At 50.2% G+C, this 16,271-nt stretch carries 18 protein-coding genes; 7 read left to right on the top strand and 11 right to left on the bottom strand.

Translation table 11 applies throughout. The annotated features are described in order from the left end of the window. Nucleotides 1-20 precede the first annotated feature (20 nt). Entirely contained in the window at nt 21-110 is a 90-nt protein-coding gene (locus tag DX130_RS10770; RefSeq protein WP_116045057.1) for a sporulation protein YjcZ, read from the top strand. A gap of 153 nt (nt 111-263) precedes the next feature. Here DX130_RS10770 and DX130_RS10775 read toward each other — a convergent pair whose 3' ends face one another. The 3 genes from DX130_RS10775 to DX130_RS10785 are packed head-to-tail and all read right to left on the bottom strand — an operon-like array spanning nt 264 to nt 3,452. Beyond that, a complete protein-coding gene (locus DX130_RS10775; RefSeq protein WP_116045059.1) occupies nt 264-1,067 on the bottom strand; it encodes a Cof-type HAD-IIB family hydrolase in 804 nt (267 codons plus the stop codon). 59 nt (nt 1,068-1,126) lie between these two features. Further along, complete coding sequence (locus DX130_RS10780; RefSeq protein ID WP_116045060.1) at nt 1,127-1,921, bottom strand: pseudouridine synthase; 795 nt, start codon at nt 1,919-1,921, stop codon at nt 1,127-1,129. 1 nt (nt 1,922) lies between these two features. Further along, complete coding sequence (locus DX130_RS10785) at nt 1,923-3,452, bottom strand: RsmB/NOP family class I SAM-dependent RNA methyltransferase (RefSeq protein ID WP_116045062.1); 1,530 nt, start codon at nt 3,450-3,452, stop codon at nt 1,923-1,925. A gap of 142 nt (nt 3,453-3,594) precedes the next feature. Here DX130_RS10785 and DX130_RS10790 point away from each other — a divergent pair, with 142 nt between their 5' ends. Further along, the gene (locus DX130_RS10790) at nt 3,595-4,116 is read left to right on the top strand and encodes a thioredoxin family protein (RefSeq protein WP_116045064.1); all 522 of its coding nucleotides are present in this window, start codon (nt 3,595-3,597) and stop codon (nt 4,114-4,116) included. Continuing rightward, nucleotides 4,116-4,655 carry a PCYCGC motif-containing (lipo)protein gene (locus DX130_RS10795; protein WP_116045065.1) on the top strand — a complete coding sequence of 180 codons (540 nt, stop codon included), beginning with the start codon at nt 4,116-4,118 and terminating at the stop codon, nt 4,653-4,655. Before DX130_RS10790 ends, DX130_RS10795 begins: the two co-directional genes overlap by 1 nt. Nucleotides 4,656-4,760: 105 nt before the next feature. Here DX130_RS10795 and yjbM read toward each other — a convergent pair whose 3' ends face one another. Both yjbM and DX130_RS10805 read right to left on the bottom strand, forming a co-directional pair. Continuing rightward, nucleotides 4,761-5,567: a GTP diphosphokinase gene (gene yjbM, locus DX130_RS10800; RefSeq protein WP_116045067.1), complete on the bottom strand. Its 807-nt coding sequence runs from the start codon at nt 5,565-5,567 to the stop codon at nt 4,761-4,763. Between the two features lie 17 nt (nt 5,568-5,584). Then, nucleotides 5,585-6,682, bottom strand: a complete 1,098-nt coding sequence (locus tag DX130_RS10805) for a quinone-dependent dihydroorotate dehydrogenase (protein ID WP_116045068.1) — start codon at nt 6,680-6,682, stop codon at nt 5,585-5,587. Between the two features lie 188 nt (nt 6,683-6,870). On the opposite strand from DX130_RS10805, the gene DX130_RS26440 reads away from it, so the two are divergent. Beyond that, on the top strand, nt 6,871-7,011 hold the full coding sequence (locus DX130_RS26440; protein WP_165861223.1) for a hypothetical protein: 141 nt from the start codon (nt 6,871-6,873) through the stop codon (nt 7,009-7,011). Between the two features lie 7 nt (nt 7,012-7,018). Here the strand turns inward: DX130_RS26440 and DX130_RS10815 are convergent, their stop codons facing one another. From DX130_RS10815 to DX130_RS10825, 3 genes are all read right to left on the bottom strand, one after another. Then, complete coding sequence (locus DX130_RS10815) at nt 7,019-8,398, bottom strand: L,D-transpeptidase family protein (RefSeq protein WP_116045072.1); 1,380 nt, start codon at nt 8,396-8,398, stop codon at nt 7,019-7,021. Nucleotides 8,399-8,560: 162 nt separating this feature from the next. Then, nucleotides 8,561-8,803 carry a ferredoxin gene (locus DX130_RS10820; RefSeq protein WP_116045073.1) on the bottom strand — a complete coding sequence of 81 codons (243 nt, stop codon included), beginning with the start codon at nt 8,801-8,803 and terminating at the stop codon, nt 8,561-8,563. A gap of 78 nt (nt 8,804-8,881) precedes the next feature. Further along, nucleotides 8,882-10,168, bottom strand: a complete 1,287-nt coding sequence (locus DX130_RS10825; RefSeq protein WP_116045075.1) for a DNA polymerase IV — start codon at nt 10,166-10,168, stop codon at nt 8,882-8,884. 199 nt (nt 10,169-10,367) lie between these two features. On the opposite strand from DX130_RS10825, the gene cimA reads away from it, so the two are divergent. Further along, nucleotides 10,368-11,981, top strand: a complete 1,614-nt coding sequence (cimA, locus tag DX130_RS10830) for a citramalate synthase (protein WP_116045076.1) — start codon at nt 10,368-10,370, stop codon at nt 11,979-11,981. A 56-nt stretch (nt 11,982-12,037) separates the two neighbouring features. Here the strand turns inward: cimA and DX130_RS10835 are convergent, their stop codons facing one another. Continuing rightward, nucleotides 12,038-12,568 carry a TlpA family protein disulfide reductase gene (locus DX130_RS10835; RefSeq protein ID WP_116045078.1) on the bottom strand — a complete coding sequence of 177 codons (531 nt, stop codon included), beginning with the start codon at nt 12,566-12,568 and terminating at the stop codon, nt 12,038-12,040. A 134-nt stretch (nt 12,569-12,702) separates the two neighbouring features. Here DX130_RS10835 and DX130_RS10840 point away from each other — a divergent pair, with 134 nt between their 5' ends. Both DX130_RS10840 and DX130_RS10845 read left to right on the top strand, forming a co-directional pair. Next, on the top strand, nt 12,703-13,917 hold the full coding sequence (locus DX130_RS10840) for an MFS transporter (protein ID WP_116045079.1): 1,215 nt from the start codon (nt 12,703-12,705) through the stop codon (nt 13,915-13,917). Between the two features lie 74 nt (nt 13,918-13,991). After that, nucleotides 13,992-14,423, top strand: coding sequence for a M67 family metallopeptidase (locus DX130_RS10845; protein WP_116045081.1), 432 nt, complete (start codon nt 13,992-13,994; stop codon nt 14,421-14,423). On the opposite strand, the gene DX130_RS10850 is transcribed toward DX130_RS10845, so the two are convergent. Continuing rightward, on the bottom strand, nt 14,409-15,143 hold the full coding sequence (locus DX130_RS10850) for a 3'-5' exonuclease (RefSeq protein ID WP_116045903.1): 735 nt from the start codon (nt 15,141-15,143) through the stop codon (nt 14,409-14,411). The genes DX130_RS10845 and DX130_RS10850 overlap by 15 nt on opposite strands. Nucleotides 15,144-15,163: 20 nt before the next feature. Further along, a complete protein-coding gene (locus DX130_RS10855) occupies nt 15,164-16,231 on the bottom strand; it encodes a DUF294 nucleotidyltransferase-like domain-containing protein (protein ID WP_116045083.1) in 1,068 nt (355 codons plus the stop codon). Nucleotides 16,232-16,271 lie beyond the last annotated feature (40 nt).

Consider the following 16,271-nt stretch of genomic DNA (forward strand, 5'->3'; position numbering starts at 1 on the left):
ACAGTCTAGGAGGAATTGGCATGTCCGGTGTGTATGGAGGCTACACGACGACAGGTGTAATCCTGGTTCTGTTTATTCTGCTCGTCATCATTACGAGAGTATTCCTGTAATAAACGAACCTGGCACCAATGAAGACGAAGGAGCGGATCGTGTCGCAACCCAAGCTTGCTGCATATCGCACTCTCCATATGTCATAGCATGAGAAAAAGGACGATTCGGCTTTTGACCGAGTCGTCCTTTTTCTCACTGCCATCCCATACTTGTCAGCTCTGCTTCCAGACATACTCCCGGATCGCTGCCGCGACTCCTCCTTCATTGTTGGAGCCGGCAATCCGATCCGCTGCTCTCTTTACAGATTCCGGAGAATTACTCATTGCGATGCCGAGACCGGCATATTGAAGCATCGATATATCATTATAATAATTGCCGATGGCTAAGATGTTCTCTCTAGCAATGCCCTTGACTTCAGCCAATTGCTTCAGCGCAATCCCCTTGCTGGAGCTGGGGCTTTGCACATCGATAAAAAAATCGCCGCTGCGGATAAACTGCAGGCTCGACGCCTTATGTTCCCAATACGTCTGCGTTTGATCCATCAGTTCCTTCGACCCGAATAAAGTAACTTTAACTAAGCCATCCGGCAATCGCACGTCAAATGTGTCCATAATCGGCTCCACTTGATGATGCTCATACATTTTCTGTACTTCTTCTGACACGGACTCTACATACATATCAAACACAGTATTCAAGTCAAAATGAATACGATGCTCCCTGCAGTAGTCGAGGAACTCTGTTAGCTCTCTGCTATCCATGTCGTATTGAAACAAGACCTCATGATTCTCTGACCGAATCGTCGCCGCTCCGTTATGCGTAATCAGAATGCCGCTAAGCTCGAGCTCCGACAGTACAGGGAAGGTACCCATAGGCCCCCTGCCTGTGCATAATACGATAGTAGCACCGGCTTGTTCCGCCTCACGAACAGCGTCCTTAACCTCTTCCAGCAACCTGTGATCATCCGTAAGCAGCGTTCCATCCACATCAAGCGCGATCAATTCGTAACCCAGTTTCATTTCGTCCTCGCTCCCATCCTGTAGTTTCTCTATCTATCGAGTGCATAACGAAGAGCCCGTTATTTGCCGCTCCCGCGATGAGCCTTCAATTGATGAACTTCCTCTTCCGTCAGCTCCCGGTAATGACCTTCAGGCAGATATTCATCCAGCGTCAAAGGGCCCATTGACAACCGTTTCAACGTAACCACTTTTTTGCCGACCGCTTCGAACATCCGTTTAACCTGATGAAATTTGCCTTCATGAATCGTCAGATGGATAAGCGAATGAACAGGAGGAAGTGAGTCCCCCTCTTGCTCAGCAGATGAAGCATCCGACTGGCGCGGCAACGATCGATTCATCAGTTGCAGCTGAGCGGGCAATGTTACATATCCGTCATCCAGCGTAACGCCCTCCTGAAAAGCCTTTACATCATCCTCATTCACATTGCCCTGCACCAGCGCTTCATAGGTCTTGTCCACATGCTTGCGCGGTGAAAGCAGTTCATGAGCCAGTCCCCCGTCATTGGTCAGCAGCAGTAATCCTACCGTATCCTTATCCAGCCGTCCAACAGGGAACGGCTTCAACAGACAGTCCTCAGAAGCAAGCAAATCGATGACAGTCCGCTCTCTTCCGTCTTCCGTCGCTGAGATGACTCCTTGAGGCTTGTTGAGCATCAAATAAATCACATCCCGATAGGCGACCTTCTCCCCGTCGAAGGTAACGGTCTGTTCAGCCGGAACAACGATTAATCCGCTATCCTTTACGACCTTGCCGTCAACCGCCACTTTGCCTATCTTGACCGCCCGTTTAATCTCGCTTCGCGTTCCGAAGCCCATATGAGCAAGCAGCTTGTCTATCCGTAATTTATCTGCCATTCTATATCTGCCTCCAACCAGACGACAACTCGTTCTTGAGCATGCCGTCCACATATTTCCCCCAGCCTAACGGATATCCGTCCACGCAGACCAGTACATAACCTTTGGCGGCTGCTCCCTGTGCGATGTCCATCTCTTCCGGCCGTACGAACAGCGTCTCGCCCTTCAAGTAACGCTGAATCTCTTCTGACTCGGCGTTCCAGCTAATAGAGCGTTTGGATTCTGCTCGCTTAAGTCCCATCGCAAGCGCCTGTGAAGGAACAAATCTCCCCTTCTTTGCTTCGCCGACATACCAGCCCGGACGAACGACACGAAGCCGATCAAGCGAAGGTAGCTGCACAGACGGCACATAGACGATAGAGCCATAATGGATGGCCTCCGCACTTTCATCCAATTGAAGCTCTTCCGCTGCGAATTTCCGCCATGCAGAAATGGGATCGTCTTCGCTTACAGCGGACTTGCCTCCGCGCGCGTGCCTCGCCTCCTCGGTACGCTTCTTGTCTTTCTTGCGCTTGACCGCAGGGGTTACTATTTCCTTCTGTGTCTCCTCATAAATAGCAAGCGATGCTCTGGGGGAATCCGTTTCTCCCGACTTACGCAGCACGGCAGCGTAATGGCCTTCACCTTCCAGAAGATGCGGCCAGAGCCTGACGGTACCCGCTAGGCTCGCCGTCGTATCGGCCCCTAGCTCCCGAGACGCTGCCGCGTCGATCCATTCCGGTCTGCCCGGAGAGATTCCTCCTGGCGGTCGAACCTCCTCAACTCGGAATTCGGGATGACGGAGGAGAAAGTCCGCGATTTGCGATTCATTCTCCTCCGGCGAAAACGTACAAGTGGAGTAGACTAGCAGCCCGCCGGGAGCTAGCATCGCTGACGCATTCTCCAGAATGTCGCGCTGCATAATCGTACAGCGCTCGACAGAATGCTTCTCCCAGCTCGCCGCCATCCCTTCATCCTTGCGGAACATCCCTTCACCAGAGCAAGGTGCGTCGACGAGTATGCGGTCGAACCATTCGCGAAACGCAGGCACAAGCGCCGGCGGCTCCTCGTTTAATACGGCTGCGTTGCGCACGCCAGACAGCTCGATATTTTTCGCCAGCGCTTTTGTTCGCTCTGCCGCATTGTCATTGCTGACTATAACACCTTCACCTTTAAGCTTGCCGGCGATCTGCGTCGTCTTGCCTCCAGGTGCGGCGCACAAATCAAGTACGCGGTGGCCTGGACGCACATCCAGCAGCTCAACAGGCAGCATGGCGCTCGGTTCCTGTATATAATACAAGCCTGCATGATAATGCGGATGCTTGCCCGGACGTTCGTCCTCCTTATAATAATAGCCTTCCGTCGCCCAAGGAACAGGTCGGACGTTTTCCCCCATAGGCGATAGCTGCTTCCATTGATCCGCATCAATCTTTAGCGGGTTCAATCGCAATCCGTAGACTCTTGGCCACTCATAGGAAGACATAAAATTGTCATATTCCGCTTGGAGCAGATTTTTCATTTTTGCTAGAAACTTTGCCGGTATATTGCCCATTCTGCGCCTTTCCTCCCGCTTGGTCCAATAGGATATCATGCATGTACAAAGCTACTCCGCTTTGGTATATAATGAAAAGTAAGTGAGGCATGTACGACCTGCAAAAATCATGACCATCACAACGAAAGCGGAGGTAAAAACGATGAAGAAGAAAACAAAGAAATTTAGTATGATTTATGTTTACATCGGCATCATCATTATTTTATTCGGTTCTATTTTTGTATTAGGCAATATGGAGAAAGACAATACGCTTTATGGTATGCCCGCTTCCGAACTGAATCCTGCTACTCGCTCGCTTCTAGACAATCCTAACTATCAGAATATCATATTGCCTGACGAAATGGACAATAAGATTGAAGGCAAGGAAGACTTCTTTGTTTACGTCTTTTCCTCAACCTGCCGGTATTGCTTGAACACTACGCCTCAAATCATGCCCCTCGTGAACGACATGGGCATCGATCTCCCGATGTTCAACCTGCTGGAATTCAACCAATACGGCTCCAAGCTGCGGGTCGAATCCACGCCATCGCTGCTTTACTATAAAGACGGTGTAGAAGTAGACAGACTTGAGGGCGGCCTTCGCGAGGAAGGTACGACTCAAGGGCATACGCTGGATGATTTCAAGGCCTTTTTCACCAAACACGCGGGAGCTGATGCGCAGTGATGAGAAGGAGCGAAGTTCAATCTTCCGAACCTAATGAAGCAGGCAGCCCGGACCAAGGCCATCATACCGCAAGATCCGTCATGTATGCTTTGCTATTAGGATTTGCTCTCATAACACTGCTTGCCGCTTGCGGCACCAGCGATGACAAAGGCAAGGCGCATCTCCATGGATCAGAGATGTGGGAGACTACTTCATCCGTCACAACGCTGCCTGGTTTTCTGAAGGATCACACAAGGCTTACGAAGGACCTCTATTCCGAGGTTCACAGCCACATGCATATGCTAAGCGGCATCCCTTGTTATTGCGGCTGCATGCAAGGAACCGAATTTGATGAGCCCCATGATTCATTGCTGCGATGTTATTGGGCGGAGCATCCCGCAGATGACGGCAGCGTAACATGGACGGACCACAGTACAACCTGCGGTATCTGCAAGAAAGAGATGGAGGAAGTAATTGCCCTAAGCAAGCAAGGCAAGACGGCCGAGGAAATACTGACGTATATCAACGAGAACTATCAGCCGAAAAAATCCTCGAGCTAGTTTTGCCCGCCTTATGTCTAGTCCCTCCCTTACTATCGCTAGCGAACAATAAACCTCCGGCGAAGCTGCCTAATGCAGCTTCACCGGAGGTTTATTTGTTGCTTCTTAATCGCTTGCGCTGCTCTTCTTCGCCTTTGTAATGGACATGCTGATGTCCCCGGCCAATGCTGACAGCCCGGCGTAATCTTCTTGCTCGAAGAGCTCATTAAATTTCATCTGGAACTGGGCAGCCTCACGAATGCGATGATAGAAGTACAAATCCTGAATGCCGCTTAACACACGCGATACGACATTGGATTGCTCTTCGAATTCCGTCTGCGCGTCGAGTATCTCCTTGCGGATGCTCGTCATCTCGGTATCGAGCTGGAATGCGGCCTCTGCTGCTTTCTTGAGGCGGATACGCACTTCGTCGGGCAAGCTTTCCTTAAATTTATAATGAAGGGAATGCTCAATCGTCGCCCAGAAATTCATCGCGAGCGTCCGTATCTGGATTTCCGCCAGTACGTCCATCGAACCAAGCGCAGTCTGCACCGGGTATTTCACGATCATGTGGTAGCTCCGATAACCGCTATCCTTGAAATTCGTAATATAATCTTTTTCGTATACCAATTGAAGGTCTTTGCGATTGCGGATTAGTTCCGCTACGCGGCGAATATCATCTACGAATTGACACATAATCCGTATGCCTGCAATATCCTCGATTCCGGTATCAAGCTGATCAGACGCTACGCCAAGCCGTCTGGCCTTCTCCAAAATACTGGACACGCGCTTGACTCGTCCTGTTACAAATTCGATCGGCGCATAAGCTTCTCTCAGCTTAAGCTCCGCCCGCATCGTCTTGAATTTGACTTTCAATTCCTCTACTGCTTGTTCGTAAGGCTGTAAAAATAGACTCCAGTCTCGTCCGTCCATCCGGCCGCCTCCTGTTTCTAACGATGATCTGCGCCCACTGCTTCGGCAATATGACGGTAGCCGTCCTTGCGCAAACATTCCCTCAGTCCGTTTGTCAGCTCTCTCAACAAACCAGGACCCTTATAGATTAATGCTGTATAAATCTCTACCAGCGAAGCTCCTGCGCGAATTTTATCGTATGCGTCCTGAGCAGTAAAAATGCCGCCGGAACCAATAATCGGCAGTTGCCCACCCGTCTGGCGATAAACAGAACGTATGACTTCCGTCGAACGCTCCTTCAGCGGCAAGCCGCTAAGACCGCCAGTTTCCCTCGCATGGCTATGAGTGAGCCCTTCACGGGACAACGTGGTATTCGTCGCAATGATACCTGCAACCTTGCTTTCTATGATCGATGCAACCGTATGCGTGAGCTGATCCTCCGACATATCCGGCGCAATCTTCACCAACACGCTCTTCGGTTTCCCTCCGCGAGCGACAGCCTGCGTATTCATCTCGTCCATAACGGCGGCCAGGAGCTTCTTCAGCTCGTCGCCGTGCTGCAAGTCGCGCAAGCCTTGCGTATTCGGCGAGCTGATATTGACGACGAAGAAATCGCCATAGTCATACAGAGTCCGAATACAAGATTGATAGTCCTCATGCGCCAGCTCGTTAGGCGTCACCTTATTCTTGCCGATATTGACAGCGATCGGAACCCGGTGGATTTTACGCTTCGCCAAGGATTCCGCCATCGCCGCCGCGCCTTCGTTGTTAAAGCCCATCCGATTGATTAATGCTTCATCAGGCGGCAGACGGAACAGTCTTGGCTGATCATTGCCGGCTTGTCCCTTAGGCGTCACGGTGCCTACTTCCGCAAAGCCGAATCCGATGCTGGAGAAGCCGTCTGGCGCTTTACCGTTCTTGTCCAGTCCTGCTGCAAGACCAACCGGATGCGGAAAACGAAGCCCGAACAGCTCTGTGCTCAGCTCAGGAGATTCCGATACGCCGTACATGGCATTCATAATGCCGGTCATACCTGGAATCTTGCTCCCTGTAGCCAAGCCGTCGATGACCAGGTGGTGAGCCTTCTCCGGGTCCATTTTGAAGAAAATAGGTTTAAGTATAGATGAATAAAGCAATGCTTTCACTCCGTTCCGCTATGTATGCTCTAACGAACAGTTTATCCCTTTTAGAGCAAAAAGAAAAGAGCTCGCGTAAGGAGACGCAAGCTTCAATTAGCTGAGTTGTATTGCGGCTTTGGACGAAAACGATTACAATATATGCATATGAAGCAACAAAGAAATCCGATAAAGAAAGGTTGATTGAGATGGGCGCAGCCAAAAGAAAGCCAGCCACATTGAAAGCAAAACCGAAGGAAGAAGGAAACAAGAAGGCGTTGATCTGGATCGCATCCATCGTAGGAGTCGTATTCGTTGCGGTCGCGGCTCTTCTTGTTGTCACTTCGTAAGCTTTGCTTACGTCAACCATTGATACACTTTAGCGGGATTGGTCTCGTTCTGCCGCGGCTCCAGCTTGAATCGTTCAGCTGATGGCTTCGCGTCTGACGGGAGCGTCCCGTTTTTAATTTTCACTGCCGTTCCAAGCGGCACCATATCGAAGAGCTCCTCTACATCGCCCTTCTTCATCCGTATGCAGCCAAGCGATTTGTCCTTGCCGATGCTGTCCGGATCATCCGTTCCGTGAATGGCGTACAACGTCCCCGATAACGTCATGCCTCTGCTGCCGAACATACCGTCATCCGTGCCGTTGGGATCTCGTACTTTCTCACTAATATAAAAATTACCTTCCGGCGTCCTCTCTCCTCCCAGCCCAACCTCGTAGCTGCGAATGACCATTTTGTCCTGTACAACGGCAAGACGATAATTAGAGACATCGATTACAATCTCCAGCGGCTTGCCCCACTCTGCCTGATAGATGCCATTGGTTCCGATAGCGGCCTCTTTCTGAATGTCTTTCTTCCCTATGCCTTGGCTATCATCGCCCGATTCTGACTTTCCATTTAAAACCTGCCTATCCACTAGTTTTGCCAGAACATAAGGGAACCATTCTTTCATACCCTCGCCTTCTCCTGACAATACATTATGCGGATAAGGACGGATCAGATCATCCAACTTCTGCGGCCACTTCCCGTAGAGCCGATAATAATGATGAATACCGCTTGCCAGCGTCCAGTGCATCTCTTGGGTTTCACGCCATTCTCCGAACTGCTTTTTTACGCCGCTAGTTTCACCAGGCTCGCACAGGCATGAATCCCGATCCAGCATGGACAAGGCAGAGCGACCTCCTCCTTCTTTGGTCGAGGACAAGAGAAATCGGGAATGACCGTTCCACTGCCTCCAGCCTTCCTTCTCTTCCAGCCGTACAGCCAGCGACTGCTTGGGAGCCTCTCCTCCTGCAGCTATAATGGCATTCATCGCATAGCCGATAGGCTTGCTCTCCTTCTGGGGCACAAATACGACGCCAAGTTCTGGCGCGTGCCTGTTCGCAGAATCAGTGGGTGAATCTTGCGGCGGCTTATGCCAATAAGTGTTGAGAGGCAGCAGCAACGCAATCAGGAGCAACGGAATCGCCGCCAGCACGATTTTCCATACCAGCCGCTTTTTCTTCTGCTGCTTGTTCCATTCCTTGAGTTCTTCTAGCTGCTGCTCGGCAAGTGGATGTGTCTCCTGCTCGAACGCTTCATAGATGTCGCCCGCCTGTATAAAACAATAATTAGCCTTGCTTTCCTTGCCCGCTTGCAAATAATGCTTCCCGAGCAAGTACCATCCCATCTTGTTGTCAGGATGCTGCTTTACGAATTGCTTCAGATAAATGATATCCTCCAGCTTATCCATCCTAATCCCTCCGCTTGCTCTACTCTATCAAGTATATCGGCAGAGGATTGGCTTTCTTCGATATCAATCTGGAGAAAGGTTGCAGGATGGCATCAAAAAAAGCTCCCTCGATCCGTCCGCGCGGTCATGAGAGAGCTTGCTGTTACTATATTCGTGCAAAGATTAGCCCGGAGCGTTGAACGGCTCGTCGGCAATCTTGATGGAATCGGTAGGACATCCGTCGCAAGCATCTTGCAGGTCATCGTACATGTCTTCCGGAATTTCAGTGTTGCCCGTATTGCAATCATTCTGGAAGATAACTTCCGCAATGCCCTCGTCGTCGTAATCATAAATATCAGGTGCTGTCGCTCCACATGCGCCGCAAGCGATGCAAGTGTCTTTCTCTACCCATGTAAACTTAGCCATGGTATTAATTCCCTCCTTATAATATACGGAATGAATCCGTTCGCTTTCTGTTTGTATAATGCCTTAAAGCGTGGTTCCTCACTCATCAATATATAACAAACTATCGTCTTTTTGCAAGGACGTGCCTCGAATTCTCTTATTTCGGATCAGGGTAGACGGATCATCACCCAGCATGCCAGCAGTTAATACCGCATCTTCTCCGAATCTGTCGCGAAGGGCGTCCATCGCTTTCGTCAAGGCCTCCTTTCGGGGCTGTTCCTCGTAATTGAACAGGTCCAGTTGAACCGCAGTTTCGTCAGCCGGTGCCAGATTTTGCAGCGTAACGCCAAGCAAGCGAATAGGATCGCCAAACTTCCAATGTCGCAGAAACAGCTTGCGCGCTTCCATATTGATCTCTTCCGTCGACTGCGTTGGAGCTCCTAGCGTAAAGGATCTAGTAATAGTCGTCATATCCGGACGACGGATCGTAATTTGAACAGTGGACGCAACAAGCTTCTGACGCCTGAGTCTTCTTGCGGTCTGATCAGACAAATTGAGCAATACTCGAAAAACGTCGTCCTGTTCTGTCAAATCATTCGGAAGTGTTGTGGTATGACCGATTGACTTGCTCTGTTCGCGGTTCGGATTGACGGGCGAATGATCAATGCCGTGAGCGGCAGACTTCATCCAGGCGCCCATAACTCCGAATTGCTTAATCAGCAGCGCTTCATCCGTATTGGCCAACTGACCGATGGTTCCTATATTCATCTTCGAGAGCTTGTCGGCGGTTTTCCCCCCAATGCCAAACAGGTTGCTGCACGGCTTATCCCATAATAAGTTCGGTACATCCCGTAAGCGGAGGACGGTCAGTCCCATAGGCTTCTTCATATCCGATCCCATCTTGGCGAGAAGTTTGTTAGGCGCAAGACCGATGGAGCAAGGCAGCTGCCACTCCGACTTGATCCTTCTTTGCAGAGATTCCGCGATATCCATAGGTGTCCCAAGCAGCTTAGATCCTGTAATATCCATATAGCACTCGTCGATCGACACCGGCTCCACGAGCGGAGTAAACTGCCTTGCGATACTCATGAATCCCTGCGAATACTTCCGGTACAGATTAAAGTCTGGCTTGATGAGCAGAAGCTCCGGACATATGCGAGTAGCCTGCCTAACATTCATCCCCGTCTTGATGCCCCTCTTCCTGGCCGCATAAGAGCAGGTTACGATGATCCCCTTGCGCTGTTCCACGCTGCCGGATACAGCAGTAGGCTTATCCTTATAATATTCCGGCTCTTCTGCTTCATGCACAGAACAATAAAACGCGTTCATATCCAAATGAATAATAACCCGACCTTTAGCCGGATAATGATCCTTCACATCGCTCATGGCTCTCTACCTCACCTGAATTTCAAAAATGCGTATATCCGTTCCCCTTTTAACCAGCATATAATTGATAATGAGCCAAGTCAATGCGAAGAAGTTCCGTGAAAAATATAACATTCCCCCTCCACTTTAAATAGATAAAGTGTTATAATAATAAATTATGATTTGTATTGGCTATCAGTGAAGGAGGCGTCATCCAGAAATGTCCGCTAACATCTCAATCTTTGACACGACGCTGCGTGACGGAACACAAGGAGAAGGCATCAGCCTGTCCGCAGACGACAAATTGAAAATTGCCCTGAAGCTGGACGCTTTGGGCGTTCATTATATTGAAGGCGGGAATCCGGGCAGCAACAGCAAGGATATCGAGTTTTTCCAACGCGTCAAGTCGCTTAACCTGAATGCGCGCATTACGGCTTTCGGCAGCACGCGCCGCAAGCATTCCGTCGCGGAACATGATGCGAGCCTGCTGCGTATCGTGGAATCCGGTGTGCCGGCAGCGACACTTGTCGGCAAGGCTTGGGATTTTCACGTACACACCGCGCTGCAGACTACGCTTGAAGAAAATCTCGCCATGATTTATGATTCCTTTGCATTTCTGAAGCAGAACGGCATGGAGGCGATGTATGACGCCGAACATTTCTTCGACGGCTACAAGCACAATCCAGAGTATGCGCTAGCGGCACTTCGCAAAGCTCAAGATGCCGGAGCAGACTGGCTCGTTCTTTGTGATACGAACGGCGGTACGCTGCCGAGCGAAATTCATGAGATCGTCTCCCGGGTTAGATCGGAGCTCACCGCCTCCATCGGCATTCACACCCACAACGACTGCGAGCTTGCCGTTGCCAACACGCTGTCCGCAGTACAGGCTGGGGCACGTCAGGTACAGGGCACTATTAACGGCTATGGCGAGCGTTGCGGCAACGCAAATCTATGCTCCATCATTCCGAATCTGCAGATCAAGATGGGCTACAACTGCCTGCCTGAAGAGCAGCTGCGCACGCTGACTAACACGGCACGCTATGTAAGCGAGATCGCGAATGTCCATATGCCTGTCGGTCAGGCTTATGTCGGCAATGCTGCGTTCGCCCATAAGGGCGGCATCCATGTATCGGCTATTATGAAGGATTCCAAAACGTACGAGCATATCCAGCCTGAGCTGGTAGGCAACAAGCAGCGGATTCTTGTCTCGGAGCTTGCCGGTCAAAGCAACATCATCTCCAAAGCTCATGAGCTTGGTCTTGATGTCAATACAAATAACGAGAAGACGAAGCAAATTATGGAGCAGATCAAAGAGCTGGAGCATCAAGGCTACCAATTCGAAGGAGCGGATGCTTCTCTTGAGCTTTTGCTTCGCGAAGCCTTCACCGATTTGAAGGAAATCTTTACGGTGGAATCGTTTAAAATGCATATGGAAAAATCGAACGGCGTGATGATCTCCGAAGCGATCGTCAAGATCAATGTGGACGGTCAGCAAGTGTATACGGCAGCTGAAGGAAACGGTCCAGTCAATGCGCTCGACAATGCACTGCGCAAAGCGCTCGTTCAATTTTATCCAAAGATTGAGCAGGTCCATCTGTCCGATTACAAGGTACGCGTCATTGACGAGAAGGACGCAACGGCGGCCAAGGTGCGCGTACTGGTTGAATCAACAGGACTGGACAATACATGGAGTACAGTCGGCGTCTCCAGCAACGTAATCGAGGCCAGCTGGGAGGCCTTGCTTGGAAGCATCCGGTATGCGCTGCTAAGCATGGACAAAGTGGGTAACGGACTTCCCGACACCCACGAGCGACTCGGTCTAATCAACCATTAAGCAACCAAAAAAGCTGTCTCTCCGGATGCCATTCGGCAGCGGGAGAGACAGCTTTTTTATATCCATTTCTGAATCAGTCGTTCCCATTCCTCATAGGTAATGACTCCGTTAATTCGTTCACGAATGACACCGTCGGCATCGATCAAGAAGCTTGTCGGGAACGTCGTCACCTTATATTGCTTCGTTACATCTCCGGGACGGTCCATCAGAATCGGAAACGTAAATTCATGATCATCCACAAACTTGCGCGCCGCGCGCTCCTTGTCATACTTCGTAGCGTTCACTCCGTACAACACCATACGATCACCATAATTCTCATGAAGTTTCTGGAGATCAGGCGCTTCCAATTCGCATGGGCCGCACCATGACGCCCAGAAGTTGACGAAAATTAGCTTGTCGCTTTTGCCCCCAATTTCAATGGGCTCATCCTCCAGATCGGGCAGTTCGAACGCTTCTGCGACAAAGCCGGCTTTGGGCTTGAAATCAGGTGAAGACAAAGCTTCAGAGGCATCGTCTTGATTATATTGATACACGGCCAGGCCAGCGAAAAATATGGCGATAATCGTTAATGCTGCAATTTTTCTCATGTGGGTTCCCTTCGCTTCCTCTTCATTGGTAATGGCATAATGCCTTCATCGTATCATGCGTCGTATGGAAGCTCAATACAGTGGGCAAATTAGCCATAAATCCGTCACCATTCCTGAAATCCCGGAGGTTAACTATGGCTCAGCCCAAATGGCTGCAATACGCGGCATTCGCAAGCGTACCGCTCGTACTCGTACTGGGCAACTCTATGCTAGTCCCCATCCTGCCGGATATGGCCAAAGCCATGAATATAAGCGAGCTGCAATCCAGCCTCGTTATTACCCTATTTTCGGTATCTGCGGGGCTGTTCATACCTGTTATCGGGTATTTATCTGATCGGATGAAACGAAAGGCCGTTATTCTCCCTTCTCTCGCCGTCTACGGCGCAGCCGGAATTCTTGCAGGACTCGGAGCCGTATGGCATTCTTATCCGACACTTGTCGTCGCTAGGATCATTCAGGGTATGGCTGCGGCGGGCACAGCCCCCATCGCCATGGCACTCGTAGGAGATCTGTACAAGGATGGTGAAGAAAGTGAAGCGCTTGGGCTGATTGAAGCATCCAACGGTTTTGGCAAAGTCATTAGTCCCATCCTGGGCTCCCTGCTTGGCCTCTGGACTTGGTATGCGCCTTTCTTCGCTTTCCCGTTCTTCTGCGCTGCTGCCTTCGCGGCAGTCTTGTGGCTAATCCGAGAGCCTGAACAAAACAAGAAAAGTATACCGCTTAGGCAATATCTGCAGGGTATGGGCAAGATTTTTCGAAGCCATGGCAAATGGCTCATCACGGCCTATTTATCGGGATCGCTTGGCCTGTTTATCCTGTTCGGCATGTTGTTCTATCTGTCGGATATGATGGAGAAACCTCCGCTGTCAATTGATGGGGTTGCCAAAGGAGGAGTCCTCGCTATTCCGCTTCTCGGGCTAGTCATCTCCGCTTATACAACAGGCCGCTTGATCAAGCAAAATAAAGAGCTTATGCGTAAAGTGATGTTGACCGGACTGTCTGTTGTCGTCGTATCGCTAGTAGCCGCATCGATCTGGCATGCCCTATTCTATGTATTGATCAGCTTTATTACGTTATGCAGCATCGGCACAGGCTTATTGCTTCCGTGCCTCAATACGCTCATTACAGGAGCTGTGGACCAGTCACATCGCGGCATGATCACATCCTTATACAATTGTTTACGATTTCTCGGCGTGGCAGCAGGGCCCCCTCTTATAAGCTGGGCTGCAGACCGCTCTGTTACATGGCTGTTTATCGCCCTTACCATTCTCAGCTCAGTTGTCCTGTTTGGCATCGTCCGCTATATTCGCCCTGGGGAGACGAAGACAAGATCAGTTTCATCTCCATGATTCTCTAATCTGTTCGGTATGATACAATAGGTAAAATCCTTGCAACCGGAGGTTAGGCAGCCAAGGTGATTCTAATGGCAGAAACTTCACTTAACAATATTCAAATGACGATAAAAGCTTATGAGGAGCTGCTAGCGATATGCGCACGCCTATACCCCCATGAGGCATGCGGCGTACTCGCACAAAGCGAATTCAGCGAATCGGTTGATCTGGTCCTGCCGATTCAAAACGTGCATGACCATCCGGAGAACTTCTTTTCCTTCCATCCCCGTGAATGGACTCATACGTTTTTTGGCATGCAAAAAAACCGACAACAGCTTGCCGGCTTCTTTCATTCACATCCCCATTCAGAGGCACTGCCATCCCTAAGTGACTACGACGGATTTGTTCCCCTGACGGGCATGACCTACTGGATCGTTTCCTTGCAAGAAGCGGATTCCCCTTCTGTCCAGCCCTATCAAATGAGGGACGGCCAATTGAAATCTTTACCTTTAGTGCTTGCTTAAATAAGCATACATATCACCTAATGTTACGATATTCCGCTCGACAATACGCCGCAGATAGACATGCCATAGCTGTGCAGTCATGAGTGAATCTTCCAGGGCATGATGCCGCTCTGTTATGGGAATGCCGTGCTTCATCAGCAGGTCGTCCAGGCTGTAGTTCTCAAGACCCGGCTCCAGCCATTTGGCGATCATCATGGTATCCAGCACCCGATGATTCAAATTCACCTTGGATGTGCGCCACAATGCCGCATTCAAAAACTGCTTGTCATGTCCGGACGCATGCGCAACAAGCAGCCGTCTCCCGACAAAAGCCATAAAATCATGCAGAACCTTCATCAGATCAGGCGCCTCCCGCACCATCTCATTTGTAATACCTGTCAGCTCGACGATAGCCTTCGGAATCACCCGCTTCGGATTGACCAAGCTATAGAAGCTTTCGTCCTCTATAATTTCCCCTCCACGGACGACAACAGCGCCGAAAGAAATAATTTCGTCGCCGTTGTTCGGATTAAATCCCGTCGTCTCCAGATCAAATACAACAATCTCTAGCTCCTTCAGTGGAATATCGAGCATAGATTGCTTGCGCTGCTCCCGATTCGCATTGCGAATAAAAGCCATTTGCTGCGCATTCGGCGACCCGAGCATTGATGCGATAGCCGGCGTTACGCCGCCCATCTTGTATAGGCTCCACATTCGGCCAACGCCTTTTTGTTCTTTCATCTTCATGCACCGCCTTACTCTTACATAAGCCTGCCCATTGTCCCTTTATACACCGCTTTTTGCAATCTTTTGCCTTGTCTAAGACTGCTCTTAAGCTCATCGGCCATCTCTCTGGACAATTTACCCCTTGGCAGCTTGCCGTTATTGACGTATAGCCCATTCTCCATCTGTTCTGTCGTCATAAGACGAAGTCTAAGAATGAAGCGGAAGGCTTGTTCATAGCTCTCACCGTCTTCACTGGACAAAGTCCCCTTCTCCACCAACCTCCGAATGCGTTCAAGTGTCGAAGTCTCCCGAAGATTCGCTCCAATTGCAAGCAGGCGAATGGAATTCACCATAGGAATATAAGCGCCATACTTAATATCCAGGCTTCCCGCATCTTCGCCATAGCGCTCCTTCAGCAATTGGCCGAAGATACCGACAAGCACTTTGTGCCGCATCGTATTTTCGGTCATTCTCTTGATAATAACGGGATGATTGAGCGTATCGGTAAAAAACATGTCTTTCAGCGAATCTACCAACGCAGGATCTCCGTACACGCAGCGCCCATCTGCAATAATAAGCAAATATCGCACCACCTCCCACTCCGGCTCCATGAACCAGCCGCTTAACTTCTCTTCCCATTCACTAAGCGAGTGGCACCATTCCGGATTGTCGCTCAATACGTTCCCTTCGCATGGAGGATATCCGATAGTTATTAAATTTTTGACGATAAGCGTACATAACTCTGTAAAATAAACCTTGATTCCTTCTCTATTCGTATCGGAATCCTGATACACAACCCCGCTGTCCTGATCGCTGGACAACGTCTGTTCCTTCCGTCCACCGCTGCCGAACAATAGATATGCATAAGGCACGGGGGGAGACCCTTTCCCCTTCCGTGCCATTTCTGCTTCCGAGATCGCAATCGCCCTGCTTATAAGGGCATCATGCGACTCGTTCAACCCTTCATTCAATTGTTCTACCGGCCGCGATGGGAGAAGAGCTTCCATCCCTTCATGCAATTGGTCGCGCAAGCAGCGAAGACCGTCAATTTGATCAGCGGAAGCTATCTTCTTGGCGTACTGCGATCGCGTCGGATCACTCATGCGCCGCCCTCCCTTTCGGTCAGTCCGCAAGTCATTTTAT

Source organism: Paenibacillus paeoniae, from assembly GCF_003388735.1.
GTDB classification, from domain to species: domain Bacteria; phylum Bacillota; class Bacilli; order Paenibacillales; family Paenibacillaceae; genus Pristimantibacillus; species Pristimantibacillus paeoniae.